Raw genomic sequence first — 19,437 nt, forward strand, 5'->3', positions numbered from 1 at the left:
ATCAGTATTGTTATTTTACTTTTTTAATAACACGCCATCTTTTGTCTTTGGAAAGTGGACGACATTCTTCTATCACAACTTTATCACCTGTTTTGTACTCATTTTTTTCATCATGAGCCTTGTATTTCTTGGATGACTTATATTGTTTTTTATACTTACTGTGAGTTTTGATACTGGTGACAAGCACTACGACAGTTTTGTCCATCTTGTCACTCATTATCTCTCCTTCCAGCTTTCTTTTAGTTATTTTTTTATCCATATCTTAAAATATTATTTCTTTTCCTCTGACACTTCTTCTTTGGCTGGAGCAACATTTTTACCCAACCTTTTTTCATTTAAAACAGTCAAAATCTTGGCAATATCTTGTTTGGCAACCCTCAAATCTCTGACTTTTTTCAATTGATTGTTGGCAATAGAAAATCTAAACTCACGGGTTTTGTTGCGCAGCTCTGCTAATTTTTCATTTAGCTTAGCATTATCCAATTTTCTTAATTCTTTGATTTTCATCCTGTTAGAAATTATAGTGAAATTAACTCTTTGTCCTTTATTTTTAGCCCCGCCAGTAAACATAAATTTCTAACGGGATTCATGATTTTATATTAATTCTTTGCTTACAAATTTAGTCTTGACCGACAATTTATAACCAGCCAATTGCATTGCTCTACGAGCAGTGGCCTCATCAACACCTTTCATCTCAAACATAACAGTACCTGGTTTGACTACAGCAATATAATGGTCAACTGCGCCTTTACCTTTACCCATTGGCATTTCATTACCTTTGGCCGTAATAGGCTTGTCTGGAAAAATGCGAATATATATTTCTCCACCACGTTGGATATGACCTACCATGGCACGACGGGCAGATTCAATTTGACGGGCTGTAACCCAACCAGTAGTCAAGCTCTTTAATCCGTATTCGCCAAAAGAAACCTTGGTCATTCGCGTTGCTTTGCCCTTGACCTTGTCTCCTCTTTGCCATTTTCTGTGTTTTACTTTCTTTGGTGCTAACATAATTATACTAAAATTACTCTAAAATTATTTCTTTTCTTTGCTTTTCCTTACGCCAGGCTTTTCCATAGATTGAACTTCAAATTTTGCCCCAAAAAGCTTGGCGCTCTTGGTAGGCACTTTGACCTTAGAGTCTGTCTTTGCTTTTTTGTCAAAGTATTCCCCTTTATAAATCCATACTTTAATACCAATTGCTCCATACATAGTCCTGGCTACACCACGACTATAATCAATGTTTGATCTCAAAGTCTGAAGAGGAATTTTTCCATCTACCAATTTTTCTCTTCTGGCAATATCAACACCATTCAACCTTCCGGCTACCATGATTTTTACTCCTTTAGCTCCGGCTTTCATGACTTTGTCAATATTTTGCTTCATTACTCTACGGAATGGTATACGTTTTTCAATATCATTTCTGATAGAATCTACCACTACGTTGGCTGATAGATTTGGTACAGAAACTTCAGTAATGTTGATATTTAATTTAATATTCTTGTCCAAAAATTTGTCTCTGATCTTTTTCTTCAAATCTTCAATACCACTACCGCCACGTCCGATTATTAACCCTGGCTTGGCAGCTGAGACATTGATAGTGAGTTCTCCACGGTTTCTTTCTATATCAATACGGTCAATAGAGGCATCTCTCAAAGTAACCTTCAAAAACTTTCTGATAGTAATATCCTCTTCCAAAAATTTGGCAAAATCACGACCAGCATACCAGCGAGATCTCCATTTCTCACTCATGCCCAGACGAAATACTGTTGGATTTATTTTTTTTCCCATACTATTAACCTTTTTTTACTTTACTATTATCTTTGGCCTTACCCATTTTGGTTTCTTTGAATGATTTCTTTTCTTCTTTTGGCTTGGCGCTCTTTTTATTATCAACTTTAGTTGTTGGTTTCTTATCAGTTTTTGTCAGATCAACAGTCTCAACTTCTTCTTTCTTTTTGTCTTTTAGAGTTGCTTTGACACCTTCTTTGGTGACAAGCATAATCTCTACATGAGAAGAATGTTTTTTATATGGATGAGCGCGTCCAAAAGCCGCTGGCTTCCAACGTTTCAAATCAACACCTTGATTTACAATGATGCTTTTGATACGTAAATCTTCTTCCTTTACATCGTATCTATCAATAGCGTTGGCTACTGCTGATTTTAGAAGCTTACTGATTATAGGAGCTGATCTTTTAAATGTAACCGGTAATTTCTCAAAAGCTTCAGTGACAGTTAAGCCACGTACAAGATCAGCCACCAAACGCATTTTCTTTGGTGAAATCCTGACATGTTTCAATTTTGCTTTTACTTCAACCATATTTGTATATTGTCTTTTTTAAAATTATTTTATTTGGCCTTGGACTGTGTCTTTGCCATTTTACCACCATGAGAAATAAATTTTCTGGTTGGAGAAAATTCTCCCAAATGATGACCGACCATATTTTCTATTACATAAACATTTATATGATCCTTGCCATTATGGACTGCGAAAGTAAAACCTACCATCTCAGGAGTAATAACTGAAGACCTTGACCAAGTTTTAATTGGTTTAGTGCTTTCTGGTTTTTTGCCCTCTAATTTTTTGAGCAATTTGGGATCAGTAAATGGTCCTTTTTTTAAACTTCTTGACATAACTTATTTAATTTACTTTTCTACGAGTCTTTGATGGACGACGTTTTACAATTAAATGATCGGAAAGCCTATTTTTCTTTCTTGTCTTGACACCATAGGCTGGTTTACCTTTGTAGGTTTTAGGATGTTTCATACCAATTGGGTTACTTCCTTCACCACCACCATGAGGGTGATCTACCGGATTCATAACCTTACCACGAACAGTTGGTTTGATACCCATATGACGTTTACGTCCAGCTTTACCTACTCTTACATTTCTGGCTTCTGGATTACTCGGCACACCAATAGTGGCCATACAGTCTGCCGATACAAATCTGACCTCACCACTTGGCATTTTGAGTTGTGCTTTGCCTTCAAAAATAGCCATCAGCACCAATCCATTACCAGCGCTTCTAGCCAACTGACCGCCTTTGGCTGGTGACATTTCTACATTATAGACAGTCGTACCAGTTGGTATATTTTTCAAATTTAATCTATTACCTATTTTGATACTAATTTTCTTTTGTGAAGAGATTACTTTATCGCCGACTTTCAAACCATCGGGGGCTAAAATATATCTTCTTTCGCCATCTGGATAAAGCACCAAGGCAATATTAGCATTTCTGTTTGGGTCATACTCCAAATGTTCTACTTTGGCTGGCATATCAAATTTTTCTCTCTTGAAATCAACCAATCTAATCATCCTTTTGGCTCCGCCGCCTTTGTGCCTAACTGAAATTTTGCCCTGGTTGTTACGTCCAGAATATTTTTTTCTTTTGGTAACCAAATATCTCTCAGGACGTTTCTTGGATAATTCCTTATTGATTACTACGCTAGTCCTACGACGAGCTGGAGTGGTTGGTTTGTAAACTTTAATTGGCATGATTAGATATATTAAATTCCTTCATAAAGCTTGATACTGTCACCTTTTTTCAAAGTAACAATAGCTTTTTTTGTGTCACTTTTGCGACCAAATTTTCGACCAAAGCGGACACTCTTACCTTTTTGATTAACAATATTTACGCTTACCGGAATTACTCCATAAGCTTCTTCAATTGCTTTTTTTATTTGTACTTTGTTGGAAAATCCGGCTACTTCAAAAGTATATTTGTTTAAAGATGCACCAATAGTAGCTTTTTCAGAAATAACGGGTTTAATAAGTACACGATAGGCAGCCTTGGCAACTTTATTGTCAACAGCCCTAGCTACTTTACCAATATCTTTTTTGACATTGTCACTTTTTTTGACAACCGTCTTTTTTTCTGGTTTTTTATCAGCCTCTTTTTTGGCTTCGGTATTTTTTTTATTAAATAATCCCATATTATTTCTTGTAATGCTCAACCACTTTTTTTAGTAGCTCCTTATTAACAATCAAATATTCTCTTTTTAACAAATCAACAACATTTAAACTGCCAAAATTGATAGTGTCTACTTTAGTCAAATTCTTAGCAGCCTTAACTAAATTTTCCTGAGCGTTTTTGGTAATTACTAATACTGATTTTCCTTTGATAGGCAGTGCATCCAAGGAAGATTTCAGACTCTTGGTCTTGGCTTCTGGTAAATTATATGAATCTACCAAAACTAATTTTTCATTTTTTACCTTATCAGATAAAACCATTGCCAAAGCTTTGCTTTTTACTTTCTTATTCACTTTGACGGAAAAATTACGTTCTTTAGTAGGACCAAAAGTGATACCACCACCTACCCACAACGGGGAACGGATAGAACCGTGACGAGCACGACCAGTGCCTTTTTGACGCCATGGTTTTTTACCACCACCTCTGACTTCAGCTCTACCTTTGGTATGAGCCAAAACCTGACGAGCGTTTTTCTCTTGGGCAATTACCACTTCCTGAACCAAAACCGGATCCAATTCTAATCCAAACAATGCTGGATCAAGTGACTCGGTACCAACTTCTTTTCCTTTGAAATCGTATAATTTTACTTTAATATCTGCCATATTATTATCCTGAATTTATTGAAGGATTATTTCTTTTCCCCCTCGACTTCGCTCAGGGTCTTTGATTCTTTATTTTCTGCTATATTATCAGCCTGAATTTTAGTTGAAGGTTCTTCTTCGGCCTTTGGTTCTTCCCCTTCGGTCTTGCTCGGGGTTTCTGATTTTACTTCTTTTGGTTTATCCTCAGCTAGTTTATCTTCTTTGACTTCACTATCCTGTTTAGCCTCAACTGGCTGTTCTTTAACTTCTTCTTTGACAGCCTTTGATTCTGCAAATTTGATATCACCATCAGCTAAAATAAATACTAAAGCATTTCTTCCACCTGGAACTGCTCCTTTTATATATAAAAGGTTTTTATCATTATCTACTTCTACCAACTCTAGATTAGCTACGGTCACTGTATCACCACCCATACGACCACCCATACGAGTACCTTTAAAAACTCTAGCTGAATCAGTGGCGCCGATAGAACCTGGCATCCTCAATTGGTCTTTATGACCATGACTAGCTGGTGAACCGTGAAAACCATGACGCTTAACAACGCCTTGGAAGCCTTTTCCTTTGGATGTAGAAGTAATTTTCAATTTATCACCAGCTTCAAAGCTAGTAAGATCTATTACTTTGCCTCTTTCAAAACCTTCTGCATTTTCTAACCTAAATTCTTTCAAGTATCTAAAAGTATTTAAACCTTTTAGATGACCTGCCATTGGTTTATTTGCTTTTTTCTTGGTGCCAAAGCCTAACTGAACAGCTTGATAGCCGTCCTTTTCACCTTTTACCTGGACAACTGTACATGGTCCAGCTTCTACTACAGTGACTGGGACAACACGGCCGTCTTGGCTAAACTTTTGGCTCATATTCAATTTTTTTCCTAAAATAAACTTGGCCATATAATTTAATCTTTGTTAAATAAAATCGCGACTTTATTCTCAAAAAATTTAAGGACAAAATCGCGACTACTATACAAAATGATAGTAAATTGTCTGATTTGTTTATTTTGCGATTTTTAATCCTTCTAGAACACTATATCTATCTGTGTACTTCCTTAATAATAGGGTTGCACGGACAAATATAATTTTCTTAATTTCGTTACACCCCGAGCGAAGTCGAGGGGTTACATTTTTATTTCTAAATCTACACCAGCTGGCAAATTCAAATTTTGCAAAGCATCAATAGTCTGTGAGGTTGGGTTGATTATATCCAGCAGCCTCTTATGAACCCTCATTTCATATTGGTCACGAGCATCTTTGTGGACAAAAGTTGATCTAAGCACTGTAAACTTTTTCTTTTCAGTTGGCAGTGGGATAGGACCAATCACTTTTGCACCACTACGATCAACAGTATCAATAATAGTCTTGGTAGACTGATCAATGATTTTGTGGTCATAGGCTCTGATTTTGATACGAATCCTAGACTGAATTTCTTCTTTTACTTCTTTATCTTTGGCTGACATTTAATTTGTACGAATTAAATTTACTTAAATGGACAATTTTATAACCCAGCCCCTCGCGAGGGGCTGGGAAAATAAATTTACTTTAAAATTTTGGTTACTACAGCAGCACCAACAGTACGTCCGCCTTCGCGGATAGCAAACTTGGATTTTTCTTCCAAAGCTACTGGAGCTATCAATTTGATCTTCAAATTGATAGTATCTCCTGGCATAACCATCTCAGTACCTTCTGGTAATTCAACTTCACCGGTTACATCAGTAGTACGGATATAAAACTGTGGCTTGTATCCTTTGAAAAATGGAGTGTGACGTCCACCTTCTTCTTTACTCAAGATATAAGCTTCAGCTTCAAATTCAGTGTGAGGAGTGATAGAACCTGGTTTGGCCAAAACTTGTCCACGTTGTATTTCATCTTTTTTGGTACCACGTAACAAAATTCCAGCATTGTCTCCTGCCCTACCTTCTTCCAACTGCTTATTAAACATCTCAATACCAGTAACAACAGTCTTGCTAGTGTCTTGTAGACCGACCATTTCAACTTCGTCATTTAGTTTGACAACTCCTCTTTCAATACGTCCGGTAACTACAGTACCACGACCTTCAATTGAAAAGATGTCTTCAATAGGCATTAAGAATGCGTGTTCAGTATCACGTTTTGGTTCTGGGATATACTCATCCAAAGATTTGATCAAATCCAAAATTGGTTTTGAATCATCACCTGATGGATTTTCCAAGGCTTTCAAAGCGGTACCTCTGATAATTGGAGTTTCATCGCCTGGGAATTCATATTTCTTTAACAAATCTCTAATTTCTTCCTCAACTAGATCTACGAGTTCTGGATCATCAACTTGGTCCATTTTGTTCAAAAATACAACAATGTATGGGACACCAACCTGACGAGCAAGTAAAATATGTTCTCTAGTCTGAGGCATTGGACCATCAGCAGCTGATACTACCAAAATAGCACCATCCATCTGAGCGGCACCAGTAATCATGTTTTTGACATAGTCAGCGTGACCTGGACAGTCTACGTGAGCGTAATGTCTTTTTTCTGACTCATACTCAACATGAGCAGTGGCAATAGTAATACCACGTTCTCTTTCTTCAGGAGCATTATCAATCTGATCAACGTCCTTTTGCTGAGCAACACCACCATGAGCGGCTAATACCTTCAAAATGGCGGCAGTCAGGGTAGTTTTACCGTGGTCTACGTGACCAATAGTACCCACATTTATGTGTGGCTTTTCTCTTTTAAAAGCTTCTGCCATTTTTATTCTTTCTCCTATGATAGCCCCCCGCAAAAATGTGGGGTTTGTGAGCCAGCTATCTTGATTAAAATTACTTAATTATCGTTATTTAAAACACACAGATTATAGCACTGTTTTTTGATTTTGGCAAGCCCCTAAGCGCAGTATATCTATTTTTTTGTTATATTGACTAATATTAGCAAAAAAACTAGTCAACTGGCTCTATATAATACCTATCATCATCACCCACTGCTGACTTATCAACAGTAGTTTTGTCATCAGTATTTTCTGGCTTTTTTTCATCCTTTCTTAGAGTGTCCACACGGAAATTTTCCAGGCTATAGTCATCTAAGTGCTCTTGAGAAGCTTTCCAGACGGCAATGTCACGATTTATCTTGTCCAAAAGCTCGTCTTCAGACAATCCTTTGACTGATGACGGACCAGCCAACAAAGCCTCATATTCTTTGACGGTCATGATTACATAGGGTTCATGGTTGTCTGACAAAACAATAACTTTGTCACCGGTTTTGGCCGCTAGTTCCAAAACTTTGTCTATTTGTTTGTAATTTGGCATATATTTTCAGTTTAAAGTTTGAAAGTTATAAAATTTAAAGTCATTTTTTCTACTTTTTAACTTTGAACTTTTTAACTTTTTACTGATTAAAGTGCTAGTATTTTATAGTAAAATTAAGGCTTTTGTCAAATTTTAATCTAACCTTCGAGGTTAGATTTAACCTCGAAGGTTGCTTTTTTCTATTGACAAAATAATAAATATGTGATATAATATTACATTACTATAAAAAGTTCTTTAAAAGTGGGATTTCCCAGGTACAAACTTGGAGGTTGGAGAGCAGATAAACTAGCTAGATTTTATTGGGTCTCTACTCAACAATTTCAGCCTAATTATCTGGTCTAAGCTGGCTTCGGCCAAAAGCTAGACATCTCTCCTCCAAATTTGTGCCTGGAAAAATACTCCTGGTACAGCTCAACCCATCCAAGGAAGGAAACGCCATGTTGGTACTGGCTTACTGCCTCTGCAAGCAGGCTCCCCGAGCCGCGGCCAAGGTCTCCTACCTGATGCTCTGCACCATGGTCGGCCCGACCCTGATTCTCCTGTCCGCCATGATCGCAGGGATGATCTACTCCCTGCACCTCTAAAGATCTGAACACAACACCAACACCCGCCAGGATCCCACCTTTCAAAGACCTATCTCGAATAGGCCCCCTCCTAAGTCTATAAAAAATTATAGATTTGGGAGGGATATAATAAGGCCCGGTAATTATTTACCGGTCTTTATTTTATTTTTAAAAAAATATATAATAAAATTAGTTCTTTCCACCACCCACACCTGAGGAGGTGAAACCATGCTGGGCATAAAACAAAAACAATGTTTAATCGAAGGCCTGACAAGGCAAATCCGAGAAATTCGTATCAAAAAAATAACTAATCCAGTACAGATAGAAAAAATTATCCTGTACGCTATGCAAATGCGCCGAGAAAATATAATAAATGATTTCCAAGAAATCGGCACAACCAACGCTGAATTATTATCCTGGCTACCCTAAGGAGAAAGGCCTAAACATGTTACCAACAACCTAAAACCACCTACTTCACGGAAGATTGGGTGGTTTTATATTTGAAGATATCTTAAATAAAATAACTTTTATTAGTTGACAAAAACTATACAATATACTATGATAACTCTCTGTAATGTTCCCTGTCAATTGATAACCTCAGACTCAAAGGAGTGAGTTCATGCCACTTGAATTTCAGCTTTTGTCACTGATTGAGCTACGCCAATACGTGGCTCAGCTCAACGAAAATTCTCATCCCGGGTTTGTGTTTCGTATCTTGGTACAGTGTCTGTGCCAGATAAAGGCCGGTGCTTGCTGGCCACAAATTGGCACGACCCAAGTCGACATGCAGACGCTGATGCGCGTCTGTCACAAAAACCAGGTGAGACGTGAACTTCAGGCCATCCTGGCCAAAAATGAGTACACACCGCTGAATTTTGATGACGCGGAAAAACTGAGCTGCATCATGGAGGAGATCCAGCAATGTCACATCAATTGGAATGATCTTCCTGTATCTGAGAATGTATTGAGACAAATCATCAATATGGCCGCTTGCGGCTATGAACACTGCAATCAGCAAAAAATGGCCTGAGTCTCGCCCCGCCGAACGCTATCAAGCGTGAGGCGGGGTTTCTTTTTTATTTTAATTTTTGAGTAAAGACTTTTTGTAATACTTTTCAAAATTACTTTCAGCAAAAAAATCCCAGCCTCTTAGCCATATTTTTATTTTTCTTTTTAGCATAAACATATATTTTAATTAGCTATAATATACAACGAAAAAATAAAATAAAAGTAACAAAAAAGGAGCGGACTGATGCCCGCTCCCGACCGAATCCTCACCTGAGGGTGAAAACATGAGGCAAAAGCACCCCGATACTTGCCCGAAAAACAAAGCCCTCGGTGTTGACCGACAGAATCGGCACTCTATTGTCGCCGTTGCAGTGCTCGCTGATAATCTGACGACAATCGCCACATGATGTGACCATACTACTGACATTAATCTTGCCCAGATCAATGTCTTTGGGTGTCAGATTGAACTCACGATCAGCAGTCGCACCAGCCAAAACCAACATCCTAATATTGAGTTGTCCGCTGACTACCATGGCCGCTAGAGCTGAACGCTCGGCATGAGTGACTTTGTAGTGGGCGTACTCCACATTGCATCCGTAAAAAACGACGTTACTCTGACTGACCAGAGCACAGCCCACCTTGAAACCGGAATACGGAGCATAGGCATTACGCCTAGCATTGATAGCCTGCTGAACCAGGCCACGCCCGTCTGCTGACGACATGTCAGAAAAATGGAAAATTTCCACATCCCCGACCCGATGAATCTTGCTTGCCTGCATGACTAGCCTCCTCGTTTGTGCCATATACCTCTGGACAGAACTAAACTGGCTATAAATTAGCAATAAAATATTTTTCTGTCAAACCGCGTTAGAAAAATTTTTTCTAACGCGGTAAACAAAAAACCCAGTCCTTCCTGCCTACCGATAGGCAAAGCACGAAGAACTGGGTAAATTTATATAATCTAATTTTTCTTAATTATCTCTTCAGCAACATTGTGAGGCACCTGAGCATATTTTTTGAACTCCATAGAATAACTAGCTCGTCCCTGAGTCATAGATCTTAGAGCGGTAGCATAACCAAACATCTCAGATAGTGGCACTTCGGCATCAATAACCTTGGCACCAGCTCTATCGCTCATTTCATGAACCTGTCCTCTCTTGGAATTCAAATCACCAATCACATCGCCCATGTATTGTTCGGGAGTGACTACTTCTACCGCCATGACTGGCTCTAAAATAACCGGGGTAGCTTTTTTGAAAGCTTCTTTAAAAGCCATTGAACCAGCTACTTTAAAAGCAGCTTCAGAAGAGTCAACATCATGGTAACTTCCATCATAAACAGCTACTTTAACATCTTGTATTTGATAACCAGCCAATATTCCGTTGTCCATGGTTTCTTTGATACCTTTTTCAATAGCCGGAATATATTCTTTTGGAATAACGCCACCTTTGATTTCTTCTTCAAACTCAAATCCAGTACCTCTTTCAAGTGGTTCCAATCTCAACCAACAATGACCATACTGACCACGACCACCAGATTGTTTGATATATTTTCCTTCTGCCTCGGCAGTAGCCGTAATGGTTTCTTTGTAAGCGACTTGTGGGGCACCGACATTGGCCTCAACCGAAAACTCACGCTTCATACGATCCACAATAATATCCAAATGAAGCTCTCCCATACCACCAATAATAGTTTGATTTGTTTCTTCATCTGATCGGACAGTAAAGGTTGGGTCTTCTTCGGCTAATTTTGCCAGAGCCATACCCATCTTTTCTTGATCAGCTTTGGTTTTTGGTTCAACTGCCACATGAATAACTGGTTCTGGGAAATCCATACTTTCAAGGACTACTTCTCTTTTTTCATCACAAAGAGTCTGACCAGTAGTTGTATCTTTTAGGCCAACAACAGCTACGATATCACCAGTAAATATTTCAGATACTTCTTCACGAGAGTTGGCGTGCATTCTAAGAATTCTTCCAATCCTCTCTCTTTTCTCGGTATTGGCATTAAAAACATAAGAGCCGGATTTTAATGTACCAGAATAAACTCTTACAAAAGTCAGTTTACCAACATAAGGATCAGTCGCCACTTTAAAAGCCAAACCTACAAAAGGATCCTCATCTTTAGCCAAGACCGTGATATGATTTTCTTCATTTCTTGGTTCGTGTCCGACAATTTCTGGTACATCAAGTGGAGATGGTAAATACGCAACAATGGCATCTAGCAAAAACTGAACTCCTTTGTTTTTTAAAGCTGAACCGACAAAAACTGGCACAATCTTGTTGCCAATAACGGCCTGTCTCAAAACTTTTTTCAAATCTTCAATAGCTGGTTCTTCTCCGCCAAGATATTTTTCCATCAAGGCTTCATCGTTTTCTACAATCGCTTCAATAAGTTTTCCACGGAATTCTTCTACCTTATCTTTCATGTCAGCTGGTACTTCACGTTTTTCAAATTGTTTACCGTCTTCATCAAGATAATACCAAGCTTCTCTTTCTAAAAGATTGATAATGCCTTCAAAAGTTTCAGCTGCTCCAATTGGCAACTGCATTGGATGGGCAGATTTTGTCAATCTATCATGAATAGTTTTTAAATCATAATAAAAATCCGCACCCATTCTATCCATCTTGTTTACAAAGGCTAGGCGGGGCACATGATATTTGTCAGCCTGTCTCCAGACAGTCTCCGACTGTGGTTCTACTCCAGCTACTCCATCAAAAACAATCACACCACCATCAAGCACGCGCAATGATCTTTCTACTTCTACAGTAAAATCTACGTGACCTGGGGTATCAATAATATTGATATTGGCTTTGTCACCACCCAACCAGTCAGGTAAATTCCAAAAACAAGTAGTCGCGGCAGAAGTAATGGTAATACCTCTTTCCTTTTCCTGTTCCATCCAATCCATTTCAGCTTGCCCTTCATGGACTTCACCGATTTTATGTTTTTTTCCTGTATAAAAAAGAATACGCTCCGTCACGGTAGTCTTACCAGCATCAATATGAGCAATAATTCCAATGTTTCTTATTTTTTCAAGTGGATGTCGAGGCATAGTTTTGTTTACAACTTAGATTTTTTAAAAAATAAAAGGCGGCTAAAGCGCCTAATATTTAAATTAATAACTGTTTAGGCGAAGTGAGCAAAAGCTTTGTTTGATTCGGCCATACGTTGCACATCTTCACGTTTTTTCATAGCAGCACCCTCACCGCCGGCAGCAGCAATAAGCTCTTCACCTAAGCGGACAGCCATGGAAGCTCCTTTTCTAGCTTTGGCAGCTTCAATGAGCCAACGATGTGCTAAAGTCATTTTTCTATCGCCAGTCACTACTATTGGTACTTGATAGTTAGCGCCACCAATACGCTTACCTTTTACTTCTAGGTTTGGGGAAATATTTCTAATAGCAGCATCATAAATAGCTATAGGGTCTTGTTTGGTTTTTTTTGATATATGTTCAAAAGCTCCATAAACTACTTTTTGAGCTGTGGTTTTTTTACCACGTTCCATGATCTTGTTTATCAGCTTGGCAATATCTAATCTCTGAAATTTTGGATCTGGATTGATAGGTCTTTTTGGTGCTGGTTTTCCTCTCATAATTTTATAATGATTTTATCAAAATATTAATTTATTTTTTAGCTGCTCTTTCTCTTTTGGCGCCATAAATTGAGCGACCTTGCTTTCTATTGGCTACGCCCTGAGTATCAAAAATACCACGAACAATATGATAACGGACACCTGGCAAATCTTTTACCCTACCGCCGCGAATCATAACAATACTGTGCTCCTGCAAATTGTGGCCTTCACCTGGAATATAAGCAGTCACTTCCATACCATTTGACAATCTAACCCTGGCAATTTTTCGAAGAGCTGAGTTTGGTTTCTTAGGTGTTGTGGTAGTAACTTTTAAACATACTCCACGTTTAAAAGGAGAGCCTTGTGGCATTTCTCTTTTTCTTCTTTTCAAACTATTTAAAACAGTTTTTAAAGCCGGGGTAGTGCCCTTGGCCTTTTGCTGTTTTCTAGGTTTTTTGATTAATTGATTTACTGTTGGCATATTTAACTTAAAAAATAAAAAATACGACTGTTCTTCCCGCGTAGCGGGATCCCGCTACGCGGGAAAAGTCCCCAATAAAATAGCATAAAAAAATATATAAGTCAAGAATAATAGCCAAAATTAATACCCCTCCCCCTTAGATTTTGTGAATCTTTGGAGGAGGGGCGGGTTTCAGGCCCTAATGAGAGACCTGACTAGTCGATCAGGACGTAGTCGGTGATGTCGCCGTTGTAGACATCGCGGACCTTGATATTGTCCTCATCCCAGGCTCCGACAAAGGTCGGAGGCGTGCCGAACTGAGTGTTGTTGCGCACTTCAAACCAGGCGTACTCGCCGCGAGTAGTCCAGGTCGGGTAATCCCCTCCGATCTTGACGTGATCACCGAATGGCACACCATTCGATTCTCCCGTGTAGCCCCAAGGATAGCCCGGCTCAGTGCTGTAGACAGCCCCTAAACCACTGTCGACGAGAGTCCAGCCATTGACATCGCTGGTGGTCACGGTGAAAGGTAGCTGGTAGCCCCGAGCTTCGCCAGAAGGATAGACCTTCTGGTAAAACATCACTGCCCAGTAGCCAGTGGCGTAACCGTAGGGCGAACGGGAGCGAGTCAGAATGATTGTGTCAGGATCGGCAGTTTTCAGAACGGACTGAATACCCTGCCAGGTCGAACTGTCCTCCGCACTCCGAGAGGCCACGTTCATGACATCCTCGAAGCCGCCGCTCTGGTTGGTCGCGTTGACCTGATCGACGATCGAGGTCTCCGGAGCCGTGGTCTGGTCCATGTTGCTGCAGCCGGTCAGCCAGGCGAGGCAAACCAGCATTAAAGTGATTGCGATGATTCGCTTCATGGTTAGACTTCTCCTTGTCTCAGATACAATAGTTTTGCCTCATTGAGGCGCTTCGAAAAACTGCAGGTGTGAATACACTGCTGTTCATGCTCTTACGGGTAGCGCAACCCCCCTTAACGCTTTTTAACTCCTTTACAAGGCAAATCAATTTCCATGTTCAAGGCAAGTTGTCGAGCAAAAGTTGCGTGAAATCTATAAATTAATCCTGTGACCAGGAAAAAATGCAACGAACTTTTACAAACAATTATAAAAAATACACTAAAAATAAATTCTTGTCAATAAAAAGAGCCCCCGCAGCATAAGCCGTGGGGGCCTGTCGATCACTCTACGACCACGTGAGGCCAATGCGGCCTGGGTCAGGCGATCGTCACCTCGCTCGCCGTCGTCTTCTTGACGGTCTTCTTCTTGGTAGCCTTCTTGGCGACCATCTTCATCTGCATCTGGACACTGGGTCTTCGTCGATTCATATTGGGAATCCTCCTTATGGTATCACAATGACAGACAAATGTGCTGACTATGATAGCCAGCACGCGAGTATATTTATAATAACATAAGCAAAAAAAACAAACAATAAAAAAGAGCCCCCGCGGAAGCACCTCACTGGGCGCGATACTGAGATCGCGTGCAGAGGGTGCCCCGCGGGGGCCAGCAGCCTGATTGGCCAGCTTGGCGATGGGCGTATAGCCCGTGAAGACGCTGGCGACAGGCCGAAGCGCGTCACCTTACTGGGTCTCCAGCCCAGGGGTGACAGGCGTGGTCATCGGAGGCGCGTCGGACGCCTCGGCAGGAACATCGGGCAGGGTCCAGAAGAGCATCATCGCTCCTTTCCGGCAACTGCCGAAGGTTGTCTGTAGCGCTCGGTCCATACGCCGGCCTCAACGGCGCGGTACCACCTGTGGCACGAACTGTTTCCGACGAGCTTAGTCGCCGGGTTCGCACCCGAATCGTCGGGAAGGAGCCAGTAGAGCACTGCTTCTCCTTTCGACTGGTTGTGTAGCTCCGAAGTGGAGCTACATGGTGCGGCTAGCTAGCCGCCGGGGCGCTGGCGCCCAGGTCTAGCTGCCGCGCCGCCGGCCGCGGACGTCGGTCGTGGAGGTGTTGCCCATGAGCACGAAATAGTTCGTGTAAGTGGCGACCGGACGGCCGCGGATGTGGATCGACATTGGGATCCTCCCGTCGTTGCATCATGGCAGGTTTTGTCCAGACTAGCTGGACGCTACATCCCACTTGGGGATACCATTTTCCGTTGCTTAGACTTGTTGCGTATTCACTAGGAAATGATCGGGCGACTAAAAATATTTTTTAATCACGATTTTGTATTATAGCACAAATAAAAAATTTGTCAAGAGCCCCTGACAAACCTTTTAAAAATACCAAAAATGGGTATTTTATATAAATCTAGAAATAAAATTGATAAAAAAGTCAAAAATATGCCCAAAAATATTAATGTTCATAAAATTATCCAAAATTATCAAAACTATCAATATCCAAGGCCCATTTATAGTAAATTTACGCTTAAATTCGTCAAAATGAGCTGGCAAAAAGGCAAAAAGCACTTTGGAGCCATCAAGTGGTGGAATAGGTATAAGATTAAAAACTCCCAATATAAGATTGACTAATATCAAATAAAACAAAAATATAAAAACTAGATTATCAATAGGCAAAAACTTGAGCAAAAAATTAGCAATTATTATAAATAAAGCTACATTAATAAAGTTGGAAAGCGGACCAGCCAGTGACACAAAAGCATCTCCCCAACGACGCCAACGAAGATTATAAGTATTGACCGGTACTGGTTTGCCCCAACCAAAACCGGCGAAAAGGAGCATCAAGGTACCCAAAAACTCCATATGAGCCAAAGGATTGAGAGTCAAACGACCATTTTGACTAGGGGTATTGTCTCCCAAATAATGAGCCGCCAAAGCATGAGCAAACTCATGAATAGTTAAAGCATATATAATAGATAAAATAACTATTAAAAATATTTTTGGATCGCTAAATAATGTGGAAATTAACATATATTATTGACAAAATTATAAATTGATGGTAGCATAATCAAAGCTTAATAATAGTATTATAGCCTAATTAACATAGAAATTCAAAGTATATGGCCAAAGTATGTGAAATTTGTAATAGAGGTAAACTAAGTGCTAATACCCGCAGTCATTCCAATATTGCTAGCAAGAGAACCATGAAGCTGAATTTGCAATCCAAAAAAATTGGCAACAGCAAAATGACTGTTTGCACTTCTTGTTTGAAAACTCTAAACAAACTTAGAAAAAATCAAACTATAAAATAAATTATTTTTTTCAACCGTCCCCTCATAGCAGGGGGCGGTTTTTTAATTTTTTGAATAAAAATAAAGCGGGCGCCTGATGACATACATGATGCAAAAGTGGCGCCCGGAAAAGGGTCTTGGGCCAAACTACCTGCTACTAGCGCAGGCCATGACGATCTTCTTGATCAGTCTCCTGACAGGGTGAGCCCTGATCAGCTCATCGCCGATGATCTGGTAGTGTCTTCCCTCACCATGAGGATCGAGATAGACCAGACGGGTCCGCGTATCCCAGATGGGCCAAGGTTGGCCTGCTCTGCGCAGACGACCGGTCGAGACATAGTCTCTTCCATCATAGCTCTGCTCTTCCACCAGTTCAACCGATGAAAAATTGTTGGGAAAAGGCACCCAACGGCGTCCGTCAATCGTCGCCCCAGCTTGTTTCGACACAAGTAACCTCCAGTGTTTGTTTGGGCCAATATATGTGGCTGATAAAGCCACGGGATGAACAAAATATATTTTACAATACCACTCTTTGCAATTTTGGTCAATTATAAAAACCCCTGGCCTAAACTCGGGGTAAAAACAAAAAGGCGTTGTTATAGTTTGAAAAACTAATAAAACACCTTTTTGCTAGCCATTTTGTTGCATGAATTTGTGCCTTAGTAATTAATGACTATTGTAGCTTTGCTTTTTTATATGTATAACCCCTTTGTAAAAGGGTGGTGCTCGCAGACTAAAGGCCCCAGCCCAAGACAATATAAAGCACCAAGGCAATAATGTTGTAGAGTTACATATGTTAAAAAGAAGCTACATTTATAATATAACATCTTTTAAAAATCATTGCAAAACCCGTTAGAAATATTATTTCTAACGGGTCAAAAACAAACCAAAAAAAGAGCTAGACTTAGCTCTTTTTAAATTGATTATTTTAAAACTCGTCGAGAGATTATTTTTCCAACAGTGTATGCCTAGTATAATCAGGCTGATGATCACATAATTCAAAATCCTGAAACCAATAACTTATCTCCATCTTAGCTTCTTCTACGCTTGAAGAGGCGTGAATGAGATTAAAAACTGCTTTGTTGCTTTTGTCAGCATGAGAAAAAGACAAGTGAGCATAATCACCTCTGATAGTACCTGGAGCCGCACTTTTTGGCTCAGTCTCTCCGACCATCTTGCGTACAATGGTCACTGCCTCCACGCCTTCGATAGCAATGGCTACTACTGGTCCGGAAGTAATCATCTCCACCATCATATCTCTTACTTTTTGTCCGCGTCTCTTTGCCAAATCTTCACTATAATGTTTGAGGGCAGTATCTTGATCAGACAGGACAAGTTTTAGTCCGGCAATTTTGAGTCCAGTTCTTTCAAAACGATGTAGTATTTCCCCTATCAAGCCTCTGTTGATAGCATCGGGTTTGAGTAATATTAAACTTCTTTCTAATTTATCATTCATATTTACAAATTTATAAAATAATTATTTAGCCATTTTCTTTTTAACTTCTGCCACTACTTCCGATGGGGTAATATTTGCCTTGACTAAATAGCCAACTGACCCCAACTCTTTACCACGCTCAATATCCTCATCCTGCCCTAGGTTGGTCAACAACATTACAGGAATATCTTTGGTAGCGGCATCCTCCTTGAGAGATTTCAAAACTGAAAAACCATCCATCTTTGGCATAATAATATCAAGTAAAATAAAATCCGGATGAATAGTTTTGGCTTTTTCCAAACCGTCTGCTCCATCAAGAGCCTTGGTCAAATCAAAGCCTTCGTTGTTAAACTTTACTTCATACATATTGGCGAGCATTTCCTCGTCCTCAATAAGCAAAATTTTTGTTTTATTATCTGCCATAACGCTTAAAAATTTAATGTTTATGCCTATATTATATGCTAAGTGAATATAAAAATCAAGGTAATAAAAAGAGGGGGCAACGCACGCGCTGCCCCCTGGCGAGCGTCCCATCTTTGGGTTCAATTGGGGCAGTGTCTGCCCCTTTTATAGCTCGCTGAGACCCGCCGGTTTTGGTGTTAGGCCGCCATCAGGCGGCCAGGCCTATTGCCGGGCGGGACGTCTTCCCTGCCGCCGTAATGGCCGAGGATGGAGCTCTTGTTCATCGTCACCTGGTAGTAGTCCCAGATGGCATCACCGGCCGAAGCCGACACACACAGTGCGCTCAGTGAGCTGGGAATCTTGATATATACCGGATCCAGATTGCTGACGACGCTGGAGCTCTTGTAGTAGAGCCCAACGGCATCACCGGCCGAAGCCGCCACACACAGTGCGCTCATGTTACAGGACTCGTTGATCTTCTTCAGGACGACGGTCGTAGTGTTCGCCGTCGTGTCCATGTGATTGGCGATCGCCACGGCGATGTCCGTGCCGTCGGTGACCGCATACCACAGGTCGTTCTTCGCGTAACTGACCTGGCTGGCCATCGCGCCGCAAGCAAGCAGCATGATGACGGCCACCAGAGCCAGAGCGGCGCCCATCATCAGACGCGAGGGTCCACGAATGTGATGCATGTCTTCCTCCCTGAATGGGGACTAAAATGACTACCTAAGGTAGCCGGCGAATGATACTCGGTTAAAAAACCTCCTTGGCTTTTGGTCTCACTATAATGAGTATACTTCCATAGGAAATATACTCGTGAAATTGTACAATACATATTTGAACATACAATATTTTGTAAATTCTGTCAATAACTATAAAAAATTCTACCCTGACCCAAGCTACTAAGTTTTATAGCTAATCTTCATCACTTTTGGATAAAATCTATAAAAGAAAACCGGGCGAAACTCACTATGTGAAGCTTGTCTCGCCCGGTCAGGTGGTTGG

Annotated in this window: 27 protein-coding genes; 4 read left to right on the plus strand and 23 right to left on the minus strand. The window is 40.3% G+C overall.

Features of this window, described 5'->3' with window-relative positions; genetic code table 11:
- Positions 1 to 10 precede the first annotated feature (10 nt).
- From rpsQ to KKH39_04915, 13 genes are all read right to left on the minus strand, one after another.
- On the minus strand, positions 11 to 259 hold the full coding sequence (gene rpsQ / locus KKH39_04855) for a 30S ribosomal protein S17 (GenBank protein ID MBU1203341.1): 249 nt from the start codon (positions 257 to 259) through the stop codon (positions 11 to 13).
- A gap of 11 nt (positions 260 to 270) precedes the next feature.
- Positions 271 to 507, minus strand: a complete 237-nt coding sequence (gene rpmC, locus KKH39_04860; GenBank protein ID MBU1203342.1) for a 50S ribosomal protein L29 — start codon at positions 505 to 507, stop codon at positions 271 to 273.
- 87 nt (positions 508 to 594) lie between these two features.
- The gene (gene rplP / locus KKH39_04865; protein ID MBU1203343.1) at positions 595 to 1,011 is read right to left on the minus strand and encodes a 50S ribosomal protein L16; all 417 of its coding nucleotides are present in this window, start codon (positions 1,009 to 1,011) and stop codon (positions 595 to 597) included.
- A 24-nt stretch (positions 1,012 to 1,035) separates the two neighbouring features.
- Positions 1,036 to 1,791 carry a 30S ribosomal protein S3 gene (gene rpsC, locus KKH39_04870; protein ID MBU1203344.1) on the minus strand — a complete coding sequence of 252 codons (756 nt, stop codon included), beginning with the start codon at positions 1,789 to 1,791 and terminating at the stop codon, positions 1,036 to 1,038.
- Positions 1,792 to 1,795: 4 nt separating this feature from the next.
- On the minus strand, positions 1,796 to 2,320 hold the full coding sequence (gene rplV, locus KKH39_04875) for a 50S ribosomal protein L22 (GenBank protein MBU1203345.1): 525 nt from the start codon (positions 2,318 to 2,320) through the stop codon (positions 1,796 to 1,798).
- Positions 2,321 to 2,349: 29 nt separating this feature from the next.
- The gene (gene rpsS, locus KKH39_04880; GenBank protein MBU1203346.1) at positions 2,350 to 2,634 is read right to left on the minus strand and encodes a 30S ribosomal protein S19; all 285 of its coding nucleotides are present in this window, start codon (positions 2,632 to 2,634) and stop codon (positions 2,350 to 2,352) included.
- Positions 2,635 to 2,641: 7 nt separating this feature from the next.
- Entirely contained in the window at positions 2,642 to 3,496 is an 855-nt protein-coding gene (gene rplB / locus KKH39_04885) for a 50S ribosomal protein L2 (protein ID MBU1203347.1), read from the minus strand.
- Between the two features lie 11 nt (positions 3,497 to 3,507).
- Positions 3,508 to 3,933: a 50S ribosomal protein L23 gene (rplW, locus tag KKH39_04890; GenBank protein ID MBU1203348.1), complete on the minus strand. Its 426-nt coding sequence runs from the start codon at positions 3,931 to 3,933 to the stop codon at positions 3,508 to 3,510.
- Position 3,934: 1 nt separating this feature from the next.
- Positions 3,935 to 4,573, minus strand: coding sequence for a 50S ribosomal protein L4 (gene rplD, locus KKH39_04895; protein MBU1203349.1), 639 nt, complete (start codon positions 4,571 to 4,573; stop codon positions 3,935 to 3,937).
- Positions 4,574 to 4,599: 26 nt separating this feature from the next.
- On the minus strand, positions 4,600 to 5,463 hold the full coding sequence (gene rplC / locus KKH39_04900) for a 50S ribosomal protein L3 (GenBank protein ID MBU1203350.1): 864 nt from the start codon (positions 5,461 to 5,463) through the stop codon (positions 4,600 to 4,602).
- Between the two features lie 224 nt (positions 5,464 to 5,687).
- Positions 5,688 to 6,026 carry a 30S ribosomal protein S10 gene (gene rpsJ, locus KKH39_04905; protein MBU1203351.1) on the minus strand — a complete coding sequence of 113 codons (339 nt, stop codon included), beginning with the start codon at positions 6,024 to 6,026 and terminating at the stop codon, positions 5,688 to 5,690.
- A 77-nt stretch (positions 6,027 to 6,103) separates the two neighbouring features.
- A complete protein-coding gene (gene tuf, locus KKH39_04910) occupies positions 6,104 to 7,291 on the minus strand; it encodes an elongation factor Tu (GenBank protein MBU1203352.1) in 1,188 nt (395 codons plus the stop codon).
- Positions 7,292 to 7,478: 187 nt separating this feature from the next.
- Positions 7,479 to 7,844, minus strand: coding sequence for a type II toxin-antitoxin system Phd/YefM family antitoxin (locus KKH39_04915; protein ID MBU1203353.1), 366 nt, complete (start codon positions 7,842 to 7,844; stop codon positions 7,479 to 7,481).
- Between the two features lie 383 nt (positions 7,845 to 8,227).
- On the opposite strand from KKH39_04915, the gene KKH39_04920 reads away from it, so the two are divergent.
- From KKH39_04920 to KKH39_04930, 3 genes are all read left to right on the plus strand, one after another.
- Positions 8,228 to 8,428 (plus strand): hypothetical protein, encoded by a 201-nt coding sequence (locus KKH39_04920; GenBank protein MBU1203354.1) that lies wholly within the window; start codon positions 8,228 to 8,230, stop codon positions 8,426 to 8,428.
- Positions 8,429 to 8,635: 207 nt separating this feature from the next.
- Positions 8,636 to 8,836, plus strand: a complete 201-nt coding sequence (locus KKH39_04925) for a hypothetical protein (GenBank protein ID MBU1203355.1) — start codon at positions 8,636 to 8,638, stop codon at positions 8,834 to 8,836.
- Positions 8,837 to 9,026: 190 nt separating this feature from the next.
- Entirely contained in the window at positions 9,027 to 9,437 is a 411-nt protein-coding gene (locus tag KKH39_04930; protein MBU1203356.1) for a hypothetical protein, read from the plus strand.
- A gap of 244 nt (positions 9,438 to 9,681) precedes the next feature.
- Here KKH39_04930 and KKH39_04935 read toward each other — a convergent pair whose 3' ends face one another.
- The 6 genes from KKH39_04935 to KKH39_04960 form a co-directional block, all read right to left on the minus strand.
- Complete coding sequence (locus KKH39_04935; GenBank protein MBU1203357.1) at positions 9,682 to 10,194, minus strand: hypothetical protein; 513 nt, start codon at positions 10,192 to 10,194, stop codon at positions 9,682 to 9,684.
- 182 nt (positions 10,195 to 10,376) lie between these two features.
- On the minus strand, positions 10,377 to 12,470 hold the full coding sequence (gene fusA, locus KKH39_04940; GenBank protein ID MBU1203358.1) for an elongation factor G: 2,094 nt from the start codon (positions 12,468 to 12,470) through the stop codon (positions 10,377 to 10,379).
- Between the two features lie 74 nt (positions 12,471 to 12,544).
- The gene (rpsG, locus tag KKH39_04945) at positions 12,545 to 13,009 is read right to left on the minus strand and encodes a 30S ribosomal protein S7 (GenBank protein MBU1203359.1); all 465 of its coding nucleotides are present in this window, start codon (positions 13,007 to 13,009) and stop codon (positions 12,545 to 12,547) included.
- Between the two features lie 31 nt (positions 13,010 to 13,040).
- Positions 13,041 to 13,469: a 30S ribosomal protein S12 gene (rpsL, locus tag KKH39_04950; protein ID MBU1203360.1), complete on the minus strand. Its 429-nt coding sequence runs from the start codon at positions 13,467 to 13,469 to the stop codon at positions 13,041 to 13,043.
- Between the two features lie 194 nt (positions 13,470 to 13,663).
- Positions 13,664 to 14,317, minus strand: coding sequence for a hypothetical protein (locus KKH39_04955; GenBank protein MBU1203361.1), 654 nt, complete (start codon positions 14,315 to 14,317; stop codon positions 13,664 to 13,666).
- Positions 14,318 to 15,705: 1,388 nt separating this feature from the next.
- On the minus strand, positions 15,706 to 16,335 hold the full coding sequence (locus tag KKH39_04960) for a site-2 protease family protein (GenBank protein MBU1203362.1): 630 nt from the start codon (positions 16,333 to 16,335) through the stop codon (positions 15,706 to 15,708).
- An 89-nt stretch (positions 16,336 to 16,424) separates the two neighbouring features.
- On the opposite strand from KKH39_04960, the gene KKH39_04965 reads away from it, so the two are divergent.
- Positions 16,425 to 16,616, plus strand: a complete 192-nt coding sequence (locus tag KKH39_04965) for a 50S ribosomal protein L28 (protein ID MBU1203363.1) — start codon at positions 16,425 to 16,427, stop codon at positions 16,614 to 16,616.
- 126 nt (positions 16,617 to 16,742) lie between these two features.
- Here KKH39_04965 and KKH39_04970 read toward each other — a convergent pair whose 3' ends face one another.
- The 4 genes from KKH39_04970 to KKH39_04985 all read right to left on the minus strand — a co-directional run bounded on the left by KKH39_04970 (position 16,743) and on the right by KKH39_04985 (position 19,124).
- Positions 16,743 to 17,042 (minus strand): hypothetical protein, encoded by a 300-nt coding sequence (locus KKH39_04970; GenBank protein MBU1203364.1) that lies wholly within the window; start codon positions 17,040 to 17,042, stop codon positions 16,743 to 16,745.
- 499 nt (positions 17,043 to 17,541) lie between these two features.
- Entirely contained in the window at positions 17,542 to 18,051 is a 510-nt protein-coding gene (locus KKH39_04975; GenBank protein MBU1203365.1) for a nucleoside-diphosphate kinase, read from the minus strand.
- Between the two features lie 21 nt (positions 18,052 to 18,072).
- Positions 18,073 to 18,453, minus strand: coding sequence for a response regulator (locus KKH39_04980; protein ID MBU1203366.1), 381 nt, complete (start codon positions 18,451 to 18,453; stop codon positions 18,073 to 18,075).
- 176 nt (positions 18,454 to 18,629) lie between these two features.
- Positions 18,630 to 19,124 carry a hypothetical protein gene (locus KKH39_04985; protein MBU1203367.1) on the minus strand — a complete coding sequence of 165 codons (495 nt, stop codon included), beginning with the start codon at positions 19,122 to 19,124 and terminating at the stop codon, positions 18,630 to 18,632.
- Positions 19,125 to 19,437: the final 313 nt, after the last annotated feature.

This window comes from Patescibacteria group bacterium (assembly GCA_018819405.1).
In the GTDB taxonomy this organism is placed as follows: Bacteria; Patescibacteriota; Patescibacteriia; order UBA1558; family GWA2-36-10; genus XYD1-37-29.